Origin of the sequence: Celeribacter persicus, from assembly GCF_003050785.1 — a bacterium.
In the GTDB taxonomy this organism is placed as follows: Bacteria; Pseudomonadota; Alphaproteobacteria; order Rhodobacterales; family Rhodobacteraceae; genus Celeribacter; species Celeribacter persicus.
This window is the reverse complement of the sequence record NZ_QAOH01000037.1, coordinates 1-15,220: the sequence shown is the minus strand read 5'-3', so window position 1 is coordinate 15,220 and position 15,220 is coordinate 1. Positions and strand designations below refer to the sequence as shown.

The 15,220-nt window shown below is 61.3% G+C and carries 13 protein-coding genes; 9 read left to right on the top strand and 4 right to left on the bottom strand.

From position 1 onward, the window contains the following. Positions 1-77: 77 nt before the first annotated feature. Together C8N42_RS20045 and C8N42_RS20040 are read right to left on the bottom strand one after the other, a co-directional pair. Complete coding sequence (locus tag C8N42_RS20045) at positions 78-422, bottom strand: type 2 periplasmic-binding domain-containing protein (RefSeq protein ID WP_107818190.1); 345 nt, start codon at positions 420-422, stop codon at positions 78-80. Positions 423-467: 45 nt separating this feature from the next. Continuing rightward, positions 468-1,844, bottom strand: coding sequence for an aminotransferase (locus C8N42_RS20040; RefSeq protein WP_211309231.1), 1,377 nt, complete (start codon positions 1,842-1,844; stop codon positions 468-470). 200 nt (positions 1,845-2,044) lie between these two features. Between C8N42_RS20040 and C8N42_RS20035 the strand changes: the two genes are divergently transcribed. From C8N42_RS20035 to C8N42_RS20000, 8 genes are all read left to right on the top strand, one after another. Next, positions 2,045-2,494, top strand: a complete 450-nt coding sequence (locus tag C8N42_RS20035; RefSeq protein ID WP_107818189.1) for an Lrp/AsnC family transcriptional regulator — start codon at positions 2,045-2,047, stop codon at positions 2,492-2,494. A gap of 854 nt (positions 2,495-3,348) precedes the next feature. Further along, on the top strand, positions 3,349-4,089 hold the full coding sequence (locus C8N42_RS20030; protein ID WP_107818188.1) for a GntR family transcriptional regulator: 741 nt from the start codon (positions 3,349-3,351) through the stop codon (positions 4,087-4,089). 499 nt (positions 4,090-4,588) lie between these two features. After that, a complete protein-coding gene (locus tag C8N42_RS20025; protein ID WP_170109388.1) occupies positions 4,589-5,593 on the top strand; it encodes a DctP family TRAP transporter solute-binding subunit in 1,005 nt (334 codons plus the stop codon). Between the two features lie 9 nt (positions 5,594-5,602). Continuing rightward, on the top strand, positions 5,603-6,073 hold the full coding sequence (locus tag C8N42_RS20020) for a TRAP transporter small permease (protein ID WP_107818186.1): 471 nt from the start codon (positions 5,603-5,605) through the stop codon (positions 6,071-6,073). Then, on the top strand, positions 6,070-7,359 hold the full coding sequence (locus C8N42_RS20015; protein ID WP_107818185.1) for a TRAP transporter large permease: 1,290 nt from the start codon (positions 6,070-6,072) through the stop codon (positions 7,357-7,359). Before C8N42_RS20020 ends, C8N42_RS20015 begins: the two co-directional genes overlap by 4 nt. 104 nt (positions 7,360-7,463) lie before the next feature. Further along, positions 7,464-8,918: an aldehyde dehydrogenase gene (locus tag C8N42_RS20010; RefSeq protein WP_107818192.1), complete on the top strand. Its 1,455-nt coding sequence runs from the start codon at positions 7,464-7,466 to the stop codon at positions 8,916-8,918. Positions 8,919-9,026: 108 nt separating this feature from the next. Beyond that, positions 9,027-10,022 (top strand): dihydrodipicolinate synthase family protein, encoded by a 996-nt coding sequence (locus tag C8N42_RS20005; protein ID WP_107818191.1) that lies wholly within the window; start codon positions 9,027-9,029, stop codon positions 10,020-10,022. Continuing rightward, positions 10,019-10,612: a 2-hydroxychromene-2-carboxylate isomerase gene (locus C8N42_RS20000; RefSeq protein WP_107818184.1), complete on the top strand. Its 594-nt coding sequence runs from the start codon at positions 10,019-10,021 to the stop codon at positions 10,610-10,612. The genes C8N42_RS20005 and C8N42_RS20000 overlap by 4 nt, the downstream gene beginning before the upstream one ends. Positions 10,613-10,795: 183 nt before the next feature. Here C8N42_RS20000 and C8N42_RS19995 read toward each other — a convergent pair whose 3' ends face one another. Then, the gene (locus C8N42_RS19995; RefSeq protein WP_107818183.1) at positions 10,796-12,463 is read right to left on the bottom strand and encodes an ABC1 kinase family protein; all 1,668 of its coding nucleotides are present in this window, start codon (positions 12,461-12,463) and stop codon (positions 10,796-10,798) included. Next, a complete protein-coding gene (locus tag C8N42_RS19990) occupies positions 12,463-13,200 on the bottom strand; it encodes a DUF6781 family protein (protein ID WP_107818182.1) in 738 nt (245 codons plus the stop codon). Before C8N42_RS19990 ends, C8N42_RS19995 begins: the two co-directional genes overlap by 1 nt. A 339-nt stretch (positions 13,201-13,539) precedes the next feature. Between C8N42_RS19990 and C8N42_RS19985 the strand changes: the two genes are divergently transcribed. Then, positions 13,540-14,820 (top strand): glycosyltransferase, encoded by a 1,281-nt coding sequence (locus C8N42_RS19985; protein ID WP_107818181.1) that lies wholly within the window; start codon positions 13,540-13,542, stop codon positions 14,818-14,820. Positions 14,821-15,220 lie beyond the last annotated feature (400 nt).

Genomic DNA, 15,220 nt, shown 5'->3' with positions numbered 1-15,220 from the left:
GAGAAGCAAAGGCCCCATGACAGCCAAATCTCGCAATTAAGGGCAAAACTCGATGCCGAAAGCGTCGCGTCTCAGATTTAAAGGCAACGCGACACGTCCAGACGCGGGTCGAGCGTGCTGTCCGGGCTGGTGAAGGCCATCGGGATCACCCCCTCCATGACCTGTTCATAGAGCGCATCGAAACCGCCCAGATCGCCGCCGGGATGGTAGTTCACGGTGTATTTGCCCCCGGTCGTCTCTGCGAGATTCTCGATGAACGCCTCGGAAAGGCGATGGTAGATGTGATCTGTGGGCTGTGGATGCGCGAGAAGGATATTCTCGGCGGCGGTCGGATCGGCAGAGATCAGACCGCCTGCGGACAGGCCCGCGGCCAAAAACAGTCTTGTCATCATATGCTTCGGGGTTTCCCTGAGCGTTGCCATTGGTCGTCTCCTTTGCAGTCAGCGTGAAAAGATGAGATCCGGAGTTCACTGCGCCTGCGCGGACGCAAGCTCGACATCGTCGAGAACGCGGCTGAAACGCGTGAAAATTTCATTTACGTCCTCCTTGCTCGAATTGAGAGGCGGTGCGAAGGCCAGTGTCGGACCGATGGCCCTGAGCAGGAGGCCATGCGCTCTGCCGCGCTCGGCGATAAACTCCGCTGTCCTTTCGACATCGGGCAGCGGCGCGCGTGTGGCCTTGTTTCCGGTCAGTTCGATGGCGCAAAGCATGCCGACACCGCGCACGTCGCCGACGATGGGGCGTTCGGCCTCGCGATTTGCAAGCTCCATCATATAGGCACCGACCTCGCGGGCACGGGCCACCACGTCGATTTCCTCGTAGATATCCAGAACCTCATTGGCCACCGCAGCCGCCACCGGATGCGCGCAATAGGTGGCGCTGTGGGCAAAATGGCCGACCCGGCCCGCCTGCACCAGCAAGGCATCGAAAATTCTGTCATTGACGAGAACCGCCGAAATCGGCGCCATGCCCGCAGACAGAGCCTTTGCACAGCTCAGCATGTCGGGCTTCAGATCATAGGTCGTGGCCCCCCACATTTCCCCGGTGCGTCCGAAGCCGCAGATGACCTCGTCCACGATGAACAGGATATCGTATCTGCGCAGGATGTTCTGCACGCGTTCGAAATACCCCTTGGGCGGGGGAACGGCGCCCCCCGCGCCGAGAACGGGTTCGGCAATGAAACCGCCGATGGTCTCGGGGCCTTCTGTCTGGATCAGGTTTTCAAGCTCGTCGGCCAGACGCGCGGAAAATTCCTCCTCGCTTTCCCCCTCTTCGTGAAAGCGGTAGTAATGCGGCATCGAGACGTGCAGGAAGTCCTGAAGCGGCACACCGAAATCACGGTGCATGTCGGGCTTGCCCGAAGCACTGATCGAGGCACAGGTGCTGCCGTGATACCCCATCTGCCGGCCGATGATCTTGCGCTTCTTCGGCTGGCCCATGATCGTGTGATAGTGCCACACGAGCTTGATCGCGACATCGTTCGCTTCGGACCCCGAACACTGAAAGAGCGCCTTGGACATCGGCACGGGGGCCATCTCCACCAGTCGCTCGGCCAGCCGGGTGCCCATCGGATGCGTGTAATGCGCCTGGCTGTGATAATATCCCAGCCGCGTCATCTGATCGTAGGCGGCACGGGCCAGCCGTTCCTGGCTGAAGCCCAGCGACGCACACCAAAGGCCGGACGTGGCATCTACATAGCTCTGCCCATGCTCGTCATAGACCCAGGTGCCCTCTCCGCGCTCAATCACGAACGGCCCCTGCCTGAGGTGTTGGGCCAGGTTCGTCTGGGGGTGAAGGAAGCTGGCCGTATCCGCTTCGTAGATCGAATTTGCCTGTATGCGCAATTTTCCACTCCGTATTTTTTAACGGCTTTTTTTTATGGCAGGAAAGGAACATCCCTGCCCAAAAATGTCGCTGGAACATGTCGACTCGCCTGTCTTGCAAGGCCAAACTACCATGGCCCCATGCCGCATATCTTGCCTTTCGGCGCAACTTCCTGCCAAATTGAAACCTTGACGCAAGTTTCTTCTAATCGGATCGCAGCATGGACAGTTTTGATCAGAAAATCGTGCAAGAATTGCAGCGAAACGGGCGCATCACCAATGCAGAGCTCGCCGACAAGGTCGGGCTGTCACAATCGGCCTGTCTGCGACGCACGAAGAATCTCGAACATTCCGGTATCATTCGCGGTTATTCGGCAATCGTCACGAAACCGTCCGACGATACGCCTCTCATGTTCGTGCAAATCACACTCGACAAGCAATCCCGCGAAAATTTTTCCCGTTTCGACGAAAAGGTGCGCAAGTGCAGCAGCGTCCTCGGCTGCTATCTCGTCACCGGGCCTTTCGATTATCTGCTGATACTCCGCCCGAGCGATTTCGCAAATTTCAACGATATTTTCCACCAGGAACTGGCAGCCCTTCCCGATGTTGCGCGCCGCATCTCATATTCGGTCGTGCGAACCGTCGTTGGGGGGCAGGAGCTGGTGAGCTAAATCTTATCGGCTCGGGAAAGACATCTGCGGCCAGCCTCCCCCCGAGAACCACTTGGAATCATCTGGCTGCTCGACAGGACCGATCAAAGCCCATTCTCGACGATTTCGGAACCTGGCTTGGTACGATGACATACGCCTTCGGTGGCATAAGGGACAATGAGGACCTGCTCCTCGGGTCGGCTCTCTCTGCCGGTGTTCAATGAGGGCGCGCGGTTCTCGGCGGGGGCGGGGCCCTCAGAGCGATGGTGCGGTCAACGTCGCCGCAGTCGAAACTTCGCCTGCGTATTGCTCAACCGTGTCGGAGATATGAAATCACCCGGGTCATGGGGAAAACATGGGGAAAGGGAGTACATTTGGTCATCCCCAAGAAATGGCTTTGAGCAGGCGACACAACCTGCGTTCCCCTGAAGATCGACCGCTGAAGAAGGGCTGTGGCGCGACGGTCCTTCTGCATCCTGCATCGCTATATGGAACGGCTCGGGCGACGGGTAGAAATACGAATGCGCCTGTCTCCACGCCGAAGGGGCCCGGGAGGGTCAAAGAGCTTGACGCAAAGTTATGCATTAAGATACTAGTATCTTAATGCTTGTCGCACCTCGTCTGAATGCGCCTGTGCACTTTGGTCTGTGAAGCTTGCCGGAGTGTCCGTGGAAAAGATGTATTTGCGTGGCGATATGTGCTGGTTTTCCGGTTTACGGGGCGCGCCTGCTTCGTATGAAAATTGATGTCTTCAAGGTGTGGGGCTCAGAGCCATTCCTGGCTAGGGGGCTCCCAATGTCACTTGATCGCTCTTGCATTGCGCACGGAGAGGCGCGAGAGGAAGAGTGTTCGGATTTGCGCAGGGAGGTTTGCGAATGTCCAAAATTCTTCACGACATATCGTTCAGCGAAAATCCTCTCAGCGGAAAATCGGCGTCGATCTTCGCGGAGATGGAGGGGCGTTTCGCGTCGGGCCATTACAAGTTCGGCGATCTCTTGTCCGCGGGAGAACTGGCAAAGGAATTCGGCGTCAGCATGCAGCCCGTTCGCTCGGCGATCGGCCAGTTGCGGTCGCTTGGTTATATCAGGGTGGAGCCTCAGGTCGGCAGTCGCGTGATCTCGCCCACGAATGCGGAGATCATGGATTTCTTTTGCCTTTTCGGACGCATGGAGGGGGTTCTGGCCGGGCTGGCGGCGGAACGTCACGGCGAGCGGCAGATCGACATGCTCGACGCGGTGGCCGCGCGGGTCGATGCCTGTGGCGGCGCGGACCGGGGCCTGCCGGAAAACTATGCCCGGCTGGTCGGGGAATGGCATGCGGTGATGCGAAGCCTGGCGCAGGCTCCGGCGCTCGCCTGGCGTTTGCGGTCCTTCTGGTCGATGTCCGATTTCCTGCTGTTGCAGGGGGCGGCCAGCTTCGAGCTTGAACAGACGAAAATTGCCAGCCGTCAGCGCCGCGCCATTCGGGACGCGATCGAGATGCGTGACGCGGCTTTGGCCGAACGGCTGATGTATGAACATGTGCGGGGCAAGCCGGTGAGGAGCGGCATCGTCTCGAAAAAAACTGGGCCAGAAATCGGGCCAGAAATCGGGCCAGAAATCAGGCCGGACAGATAAACGATACCGTGTTCTTATGAGTGCCGAGGTTGCGGAAACGGTCGGTTCCCGACGCACAATGGAGGGTGCGTCAGGGGGAAGGGCAGGTGACGGTTTCGTGTCGGGGATAAGGGATGTGCGATTGCGGTCCGGGAAGGCCGGGTCGCGTATCGCCGGGAGAATGCCGGGAGAACCAAGGGAGGAAATGGAAGAATGCAGATAAAGACTTAGCGTTCCGGCGGGCCGTGTCATGGCACGCGTCACGCCGACCGGCTCAATCTGCGCGGGCTTCGGACCCGTACGACAGATCACGTCACATTTCGGTCGCAAGAGCCTCGATGCACCCCGTATCGTTGTGGGCCGGTTTGTGCCTGGCCCCAGGGGGGCGGTGAGCTTATGGCATCGACCGTCTCGCAGACATCGAAACCGTCTTTCCGGCGGGAGGGCCGGATCGCGTTTTCAAATTCAAAAGCAAATAACCAACAGAATACCCCCCATCAGAATACCCAAGGAGGAGAAATTGAAGTTTATCCAGATCATTGCGGCATCCGCAGCAGCCGTGGCGTTGTCCGTTTCAGCACTCTGCGCGAAACCGATGGAGATTCGTTTCCAGACAACCGCCAACACATTCGATCCCTTCTATCAGGCGATGGAAATGTTCCGCGACCGCGTCGATGAGGAGGCGCCCGGTGCTTTCGACATCAAGCTGTTTCCGTCGAACTCGCTTTACAAGCAGGGCACCGAAACCGTGGCCATGCAACGGGGTCAGCTTGAGATGAACCAGTCGCTGACCTTCGATTTCAGCAACCAGTTGCCGGAACTCTCCATGTTCTCCCTGGCCTATGTCGTTCGGGACTATGACCATATGCGGGCGATATTCGATGGGCCGATCGGGGACTGGTATATCAAAACCGTGGAAGAAAAACTGGGCATCACCATTCTGGCGACCACCTATATGGGCACCCGCGAACTGAGCCTGGCCGAACCGCGCGAAGTGAAAACGCCCGAGGATCTCGACGGGCTCAAGATCCGGCTGGGGAATTCTCGCGAATGGCTGCTGTTGGGCAAGGTCCTCGGTGTCTCGGCTGTGCCGCTCGGAATGCCCGAAGTCTATATGGCGATCAAAACCGGGACTGTGGACGGGCAGGAGAACCCGCTCGGCATCATCAGCAGCTTCAAGATCAACGAGGTGTCCAAACAGATCGTCATGACGGACCATTTCGTGTTCACGACCTTCTTCGCGATCTCGACCGAGACGTTCAACGAAATGACGCCTGAGCACCAGCAGATCTTTCGCGATGCGGCCCAAGAGGCGGCCCGTTGGCAGGATGAAACCCGTCTGGCGGATGAAGCGCGCATTCGCGAGGAGTTTATCGCGCAGGGCATCGAGATCACGGTTCCCGACGTGGAGGTGTTTCGCAAACGTGCCGCCGAGGTTTATGCGGAGGAAAACCTGGAAGAGGACTGGCCCGAGGGACTGTTCGACCGGGTCTCCGCGACGGCCTCCGCTGCGCCGGCCGAATAAGGAACAGACATGAAGTTTCTTCGGCATATAAGAGACTGGGCGACAATCGCGATGTTTGTCGTCCTGTTTCTCACCCTCGTGGCGGGGATCGTCAGCCGCTATGTCCTGCATGCCCCGATCGCCTGGACGGACGAGCTTGCGGTGATCCTCTTTATCTGGGTCATCTTTTTCACGGGCGGTTTCTCACTGCCCTACAAGGAACATTTCGGCTTCGACGTCGTCTACGACATGCTGTCCTTGCGCTCGAAGCGTGTCATCTCGATCGTGACATCGGCGGGCCTTGCCGCCGTGCTGATCTACAGCCTGCCGTTCGTCTGGGATTATATCTCCTTCATGTGGCGGGAGCGCACAGCCGCCCTGCAATGGCGATATGACTACGTCTACATGATTTTCCCGATTTTTCAGGTCGCGGTCGTGCTCGGACTTTTGCGTCGCCTCGTCCGTCTGCTGTCGCCGAAATATTGGGAGGCCGAGATATGAGTCCGGAACTTCTGACGCTGATCGGCGTCTTCGTCGGGGCCGCCATCCTGCGGGTGCCCATCGCGTTTTCCATGTTTGCCGCCGGTGTCGCCTATCTGGCGGTCAGTGGCGGCGATGTCGGACAAGTTGCCGAACAGGCGCTCAACGGGCTCTATTCGAACTTCGTTCTGATTGCCATTCCGATGTTCGTCTTCGCTGCGAACGTGATGAACGCCGGGACGATCAGCGACCGTCTGTGGGCTTTCAGCAATGCGGTCGTCGGACGGTTCCGGGGCGGTCTGGGGCAGGTCACGGTCCTGATCGGCCTGCTGTTCGCCTCGATGACGGGCAGCGCCATCGCCGATGCCGCGGGCCCCGGCTTGGTCACATACCGTGCCATGCATAAAGTGGGGGGCTACAAGCCCGGCCTGGCGATCTCGATCACGGCGGCGGCGGCCACCATCGCGCCGGTGGTGCCGCCCTCCATCCCGATGATCCTCTATGCCGTGATCGCCAATGTGTCGGTCGGGGCCATGTTCCTCGCCGGTATCGTGCCGGGTCTGATGATGGCGGGGAGCCTGATGCTGGTGATCGCCGTGGTGGCCCGCGTGCGCAACCTGCCCGTGGGGGAGCCGGTGGGCGCCAAAGAGGCCTTCCGCCTTTTCCGCCGCGCGTTTCTGCCGATGTTGATGCCGGTGATCATTCTCGCGGGCATCTATTCGGGTGTCTTCACCCCGACCGAAGCCGCCGTGGTGGCCGGGCTTTATGCGATTGTCCTGTCGGTCTTCGTCTATCGTGCGTTCGGCTGGCGGGAACTGGCGGCGATCGTGCTCGAATCCGCGCGGTCGACGGGGCTGATCGGCCTGATGATCGCCGGGGCCTTCCTGATCAACTATGCCGTGACGGCGGAACAGATCGGGGAATGGTTCGCCGCGCTCACCACGGATGCCGGTCTCTCCGCGCTGGGGTTCTTCCTGATCATCAACCTCGCCTTGCTGCTGGCCGGCTGCTTCCTCGATACCGGGACGCTCATGCTGGTGATCGTGCCGCTGCTGCTCCCGGCGGTTCATGCCCAGGGCATCGACCCGGTGCATTTTGGCGTCGTGATCGTCGTGAACCTCATGATCGGCATGATCACACCGCCATACGGGCTGTTGCTCTTCGTCTTGAGCGGCCTGGGCAAGGTGCCTTTGGGCGAGGTGTTCAAGGAGACCTGGCCCTTTGTCGGCGCTTTGGTGGTCGTGCTTTTGCTTCTGGTGTTGTTCCCGGTGCTGGTTGTCGGGCTGCCATATCACTTCGGTTTCTGAGACGGTTCGGCAGAGTGAAGGGAACAGGATCCCAAAACTCAAAGACCGCTGCGCAAGAAGCTGTAACAAATGACAATTGACTGAACTTCATGGAGATGAATCCAATGGAAACGACATTACACATTGACAACGAGTCTCGTTTGGCGAGTTCGGAGGCGCGTTTTGAGCGGCGTTCTCCTGCGTCTGGCGAGGTTGTGACGACCGGGGCTGCGGCCAATGCCGAGGATGCGATTGCGGCCATCGAGGCGGCGGATCGGGCGTTTGCGGAGTGGTCGCAGACCGGGCCGGGCATGCGTCGGGCACTGCTGCTGAAAGCCGCCGACGAGATCGAGGCGCGCACCGAGGCGTTCGTCGCCGCGATGAAGGCCGAGGTCGGCGCGGGCGATGTCTGGGCGCATTTCAACGTCATGCTGGCGGCGAACCTGTTTCGCGAGGCGGCCTCTCTGGCGACCCAGATTCAGGGCGAGACGATCCCTTCGGACAAGCCGGGCACCCTGTCGATGACCGTGCGCCAGCCGGTCGGCGTGATCCTCAGCATGGTGCCCTGGAACGGTCCGGTGGTTCTGGCGGCGCGCGCCATCGCCTATCCGCTGGTCTGCGGCAACACGGTGGTGTTCCGCGCCTCCGAGACCTCGCCGAAGACCCACGAGCTGATCGCCGAGGCGGTCTATGCGGCGGGCTTCCCGCCCTCGACGCTGAACTTCATCACCAACGATCCGAAGGACGCCCCCGAACTGGTCGAGGCGATGATCGCGCATCCGGCGGTGCGGCGTGTGAACTTCACCGGCTCGACCCATGTCGGGCGGATCATCGCCGAGCATTGCGGCCGCTATCTCAAGCGCTGCGTCATGGAACTGGGCGACAAATCCCCGATGGTCGTTCTGGACGATGCGGATATCGAGGGTGCGGTGAACGCGACGATCTTCGGCGCCTTCCTCTATCAGGGCCAGATCTGCATGACCACCGAACGCGTGATCGTCGATGAGTCGATCGCGGATCGCTTCGTGGACCGCCTGGCCGAGCGCGCCAAAACGCTCGAAGCGGGGGACCCGCGGGTGCAGGCGGCCTGTGCGCTTGGCCCGATCATCAACCAGAACGCGGCGGATCGTCTGAACGGGCTGCTGGAGGATGCCGTGAGCAAGGGCGCGACGGTGCGCGCGGGCGGCGCGGCGCAGAACACGCTGATGTCGGCCACGGTGCTCGACGGCGTGACCTCGGAGATGCGGATTTATGGCGAAGAGGCCTTCGGTCCGATCCTGCAGGTGATCCGGGTCAAGGACAGCGACGAGGCGGTGCGCGTGGCCAATGACACGGAATACGGCCTGTCTGCGGCGGTTCACGGTGCCGATATCAACAAGGCGATGTCGGTGGCGATGCGGATCGAGACCGGGTCGGTGCATATCAATGGCGCGACCGTGTCGAACGAGGCGCAGGCGCCCTATGGCGGCGTCAAGGCCAGCGGCTGGGGCCGGTTCGACGGTGGCCGCGCGGTGATCGACGAATTCACCGAGGTGAAATGGCTGACGATCGAGCAGCCGTCGCAGCAATACCCGCTGTAATCCGACAACAGCCCGGACCCGCCGGTGTCACTCCGGCCCGGCGGGTCCCTGCGAATTGACAGAACGCGCGCGCGACCTCGGCGCGGCACAATGCTGAAAGTGGCAATCATGAAGAAACCTCTGCTCACAGTGGACGATGTAACCGGCTGCTGGGCCATCATGCCCACGCCGTCGAAACCCAACGGATCGGACATCAACGCGACGGACACCGTCGATCTGGACGAAACCGCCCGCGCTGCGGAGGCTCTGGTTGCCTCCGGTGTCAACGGCATCCTGTCCCAGGGAACGTTCGGCGAGGCCGCGACAACGACCTGGGAAGAGAAGCAGGCCTTCCTGCGCACTCTGGTCGAAACCGTCGATGGCCGTGTGCCGGTGTTTGGCGGCACCACCAGCCTGAACACCCGCGACACGATCCGCATGACGAAAGCCGTGCGCGAGATCGGCGTCGACGGCGTCATGCTCGGGCCGCCGATGTGGTGTCAGCCGGATGTGCCGACGGCCGTGCAGTTCTTCCGCGACGTGGCCGAAGCCTGCCCCGATACCGCGATCTGCGCCTATGCCAACCCCGAAGCGTTCAAATTCGACTTCCCGCGCGCCTTCTGGGCGCAGATCGCGGAAATCCCGCAGGTCGTTTCCGCGAAATACATGAACATCGCCGCGCTTTACATGGACCTGAACCTGACCGGGCGGAAAATCCGCCTGATGCCGCTGGACATGGATTATTATGCCGCCGCGCGGATGGACCCCGAGGCCTGCACGGCCTTCTGGACCAGCGGCGCGATTTGCGGCCCCGAACCCGTGATCCAGTTGCGCGATCTGGTGGCAGAGGCGCATAAGACCGGCGACTGGGGCAAGGCCAAGGCTCTGACCGACCGGATCGCCGCGACCTATCGCACCCTGTTCCCGAACGGCTCGTTCAAGGAGTTCTCGGTCTACAATATCGGCATCGAAAAGGCGCGCATCGACGCGGCAGGCTGGATGACGGCGGGGCCCTGCCGCCCGCCGTATCACGTCATCCCCGAGCCGATCCTCGACGGCGCGCGGGAAGCCGGTCTGCAATGGGCCAAACTCGTGTCCGCGCTTGAGAGCGAGAAAACAGCATGAGCAGGCAGCCGCTCGACTTCTATTTCGACTTCATGAGCCCGTTTTCCTATCTCGCCTATCAGAAGCTCCCGGAGATCTGTGAGCGTTACGATCTGGAACTGCGGCCCCATGTGGTCGACCTGCCAAAGCTGAAACTGCTGGCCGGGAACACCGGGCCGGCGAATGTGACCATTCCGACCAAGATCCGCTATCTCAAGACGGATCTGCAACGCTGGGCCGAGCGCTATGGCGTACCGCTGACCTTCCCGACGTCGCTGCAGACCGATGCGCTCAACCGCGCGTTCCTCTATGCCTGCGACAAGGGGCGGGAGGGCGATTTCATGCCCCGGGTCTGGACGGAAATCTGGGGCAAGGGCGGGGATCCCGAGGACCCGGCCCTGCTGGCGGAACTGGCCGCGGAGTTCGGCTGGGACCCCGAGGATCTGGCCGCATGGACCGCCTCGGACGCGGCCATCGCGCGCCTCAAGGCGGAAACCCGGGCCGCCCACGAGGCCGGGGTCTTCGGCGCCCCGATCATGATCGTCGGAGACCAGATGTGGTGGGGCAACGACCGCCTCAACTTCATGCAGGACGCCCTGAAAGAGGGGTGAAAGAATGTTGAAAGACCCCACGCGGCTGCTCTTGCCGCGTGGCACCAGATTGGCATGGTGCGATTGCTTCATGATTGGACACCAATCGGTTTACATCCCTCCGGGTGCGGGCATTAACCGGCCTCCCGTAGGTTCAGGACGGGGCTTTTTGTCATCCTCTCATGACGGAATGATTGTAACAGCTTACCTGTCCCGCCAGATCGCCCAAAGCAACCAGACCCCACCGAGCACGGCCCCGAAGAAGCCAAGCAGCGCAAAGATCGAAACACCTATGGAAAGCTCGTCCCCCGAAGCCGCCATCACGATGGACGACCCGATGGTCAGCGCCGCAATCACGATCCCCATCGTCAACCGCGCCATCAGACGGTCGAGCCGCTTGAGATACCGTTCTCCCTGATCAAGCTCGATATGCAGCTTCAGACGACCGGTCTGCGCGACATCGAGCAGCTTGCGCAGGTCGTGCGGAAGTTCGGTCATCAGTCCGAAACCGTCTGCGATGCCCTCGCGCGTGCGGCGCATCCATTCCTGTGGCCCGCGACGCTGCCAGACCAGATCCTCCAGAAAGGGCTGCGCGGCGCTGATCATGTCGAAACCGGGGTCGAGTTCCCGCCCCATCCCTTCGAGCGAGATGAAGGCCTTGATCAGCATCGTCAGATCGTATGGCAGAGCCAGATGATGCTCGCGCATCACCGCCACCAGATCGGAGATCATGCCCGACAGATGCAATTCCCCGAGCGGCACGCCATGCACCCGGTCGATGAACCTTTCGACTTCGGCCGCCAGCTGTACAACGTCTCCGCCATCGGTCCCGGCCCAACGCAACAGAATTCCGGCTACCTTGTCGGCGCGTTTTTCGACCACGCCGAACAGCAGATCCACGAGCTCGTCCCGGCGCTGTCGTGTCAATTGCCCGACCATGCCGAAATCAATGAAGGAAATCTCGTTTCCGGGTCCGTAGAACACATTCCCCGGATGCGGATCGGCATGGTAGAAACGGTCGGCGAAGATCATTTTGAGCACCGCATCGGCCCCGCGTCGTGCCAGCACCGTCAGGTCCAGCCCCGCCGCCCGCACCGCCGTCAGATCGCTGCCGGGCAGACCGGACACATGGCTCTGTACGTTCATGTTTTCGCGACTCCACTGCCAATGGACCGTGGGAATGCGAATATTAGGGTCGTCTGCGAAACTCGCCGCGACCCGTTCGGCATTGCGGCATTCATTGGCCAGATCGAGCTCGCTGCGCAGGGACCGGGCGAATTCGGTCGCGATCTCGACCGGGCGGAACCGGCTCAGCCCCTCGGTCTCGGCCAGGGAGGCCAGCCGTCCGATCAGCCGCAGATCGGCCTCGATCACCGGGACGATGCCGGGACGGCGGATTTTCAGCACCACATCTTCGCCGGTTTTCAGCCGCGCCCGATGCACCTGTGCGATTGAGCCGGCGGCCAGAGGCGTGGTGTCGAGCGCATCGAAAGCCTCAGCCAGAGGGATCCCAAGCTCGGCCTCGACCTCAACGATCAGATCCGCCCAGTCGAGGGTGCGCACCTTGTCGCGCAAATGGCCCAACTCCGCGATATAGGCGGGCGGAAGCAGATCGGCACGGGTGGACAGAATCTGTCCCAGCTTGACGAAGGTCGGCCCCAGTTCTTCAAGGGCAAGGCGCAGACGCGCCTCCGGGGCCAGACTGTGATTCGGGGCCGCCTGTTTGTGAAATGTCGCTTTTTTGATCCCGCCGATCAGCCTGTCGATACCCAGTTGGCGCACCAGATCCCCGAACCCATGCGCGATCAGAATGCCCGCGATTTCCGTCAGCCGCCGCAAATCATGCGCCGCAAAGAAAAGCCCGCCCGACATCAGCTGTCCTTTTTCCTTGTGTCTTTCCTTGTGTCGCCGGAGGGTGTCTTCCCGGTTTTCGCTTCATCGGACTGAGACTCATCGGACTGAGACGGCCGGTCCACCTCGGCAAGCCCTTCGGCGATCCCACCCAGAATTGCACTGCCGAGCGCGGCGATTGTGCCGATCCCGGTCCGCGCGGCACGGTTCACATCCGACAGATGGGGGCGACCGGAGGCCGCAATCTCCTGTTCCAGCGTTTCCGTCGCCTCCCGGAGCGCCCCGGCGGCCTTGCCGCCACTGCGCTCCAGATGCATGGCCAGATCGGCAATTGTCTTTTGCGCCGTGGTCGCCCCGGCCTTCGCGAAATCGTGCATCGTTTCGATATAAAGCCGGTCCAGCGCCGCCAGATCCTCCGCGGCATGTTTCAGATCGTGCTCGGTGAACTCATCTCCCCGGCTGCGGGCTTCTTCGATGGCCAGTTGCAGAGCCTCGGCGACATGCTCCGCTGCGTCCTCGATCCCTTCGCCCGCCTTGTGCACCGCCACATGTGCTTCCCCGGCGTCTTCCGGCAGGCCTTCGGTGACGCCTTTCAGGACCAGTTTCAAAACATGGCGAAGACTGTTCTGCTCCAGAGACCGCCCCGCGACGGCGCGGGCGACAATATCGCGAATTTCGCGGCGAATATCCCCCCCGGCCACCACGGCATCCCGTGCGGCACGGCTGATTTCGGCATCGGTCTCATGACGGTCGGTCATCGTCTTTGGCTCCTGTATCCTATGCGCTCCGAAGGTGCGCTTTTCCTGAAGGTCATACAATGAAAACCTAAATTATTTTGCAATCGGCCCGAAGCACAAACCGATTGCAAAAGTTTCCGGAAACGCAGGTTGCAGGCCATGTCCCAAAACTTTGCATGTCAAATTTTCGCACACCGCGCTCGCCGTTGCCGTTCTTTCCGCAGCCGATCGAAACCGAAAACCAGCGCCGCTCTGGAGGCACGAATATCCGGCCTTGCATATGCGTCGGCCTGCCGCCAGACTTCGCCCACATCAGCATGTTGGGAGGCGGGGCGCTTTGGCGTGTCGAAAGAGGGTTCTATGAAAATCGCGATGTTCACGAATACCTTTACCCCGCACATCGGCGGTGTGGCCCAAAGCGTTTCAGGCCTCTCCACGCGGCTGCGCGACGCAGGTCACGAAGTCCTGATCGTCGCGCCGGAATTCGAAGGAGGCGAGGAGCATGACGCCTTCACCGTGCGCATGAGTGCGTTTCAGAACTTCGCAGGCAGCGATTTTTCCGTTCCCGTTCCCATCGGGCTGGAACTCTCCGAGCGGCTGGAAACCTTCCGCCCCGACATCGTGCACAGCCATCACCCGTTCCTGCTCGGCGATACCGCTCTGCGGGTGGCGACGCGCTACGACTGCCCGGTCGTGTTCACCTATCACACCCGTTATGAGCTCTACAGCCACTATGTCGCCCAGAATGCCCCCTCTCTGCGGCGGCTCGTCGTCAGTCTCGCCACCGGCTATTGCAACCTGTGCGACGCGGTGATCGCTCCGAGCGAAAGCATCGCCTCCTTTCTGGCCGAGCATGAGGTAACCGTGCCGGTCAAGGTCATTCCGACAGGCATCGACGCGGCACAGTATCGGGGCGGGCGGGGCGACACTTTGCGCGCGCGGCTCGGCATCCCTCAGGACTGCTTCGTGGCCGGTCATGTCGGGCGGCTTGCCGAGGAAAAGAACCTCGTCTATCTGGCCGAGGCGTTGATCTCGTTTTTGATCGCCCATCCCGCGGCGCACGCATTGATCGTCGGCGACGGAGACATGCGCGAGGACATGCAGCGGCGGTTTGAGGCGGCGGGGCTGTCGGCACGCGCGCATCTGCCCGGTGCGATGAAGGGGCGGGCTCTTGCCGATGCCTATGCCGCGATGGATGTTTTTGCCTTCTCCTCGGTCTCGGAAACGCAAGGGCTCGTGCTGGCCGAGGCCATGACGGCGGGTCTGCCGGTGGTGGCGCTGGAGGCCTCCGGGGTGCGGGAAATCCTGCGCGATGGGCAAAACGGTCGTCTGTTGGCACGGGAAACGGACAGCACCGGTTTTGCGACGGCGCTTGCCGGGCTTGCGACCACGCCCCCCGAAACCCGCGCACGGCTCGCGGCCACAGCCCGCGAAACCGCCGCTGAATTCTCCTGGCCCACAACACTCGCCCGCATCGAGACGCTTTACGAGGGGCTCAGACGGCACCCGCGCAACAGCGGTGAAAGCCTCTGGCAAAGCGCGCGGCGGCGTCTGGAAAAGGAGCGCGACATTCTGGGAAATCTGGCCCATGCTCTCGGCGCCACGATCGAGGACGATCCCACGAAGCCCGCAGAGGGCTGACACCGGAGGCTGTCCGGGCGGCGCCAAGGCAACCGGGCAGCCCGTGGCGGCCTCCCCGGTTCAATCCGGTCGTCCCTGTTCCGTTACGCCGCAGCCTCCTCTCCGACCGTGCGTTTCACCCGTGCGGTGAATTCGCTTAGCGCATCGGCGTCGAGTGTCTCCGTTTCGAGCAGCAGGTGGGCGCTGTCCTCCAGCACGGGCCGCAGCTCGGTCAGCAGGGCTTCGACGCGCAGGAAACAGGCCTCGACAATTGTCGCGTAGCCCTTAATTGTGAGATGAGAGATTCAACGAAATCAACGGCTGTCCTTTGCCCTTAAATATGAGATTTTGCCTTTAATTCCGATATTTTTGCCCTTAAACTTGAGACAGGGTTCACAGACATGTGCAGCAAATATCGATG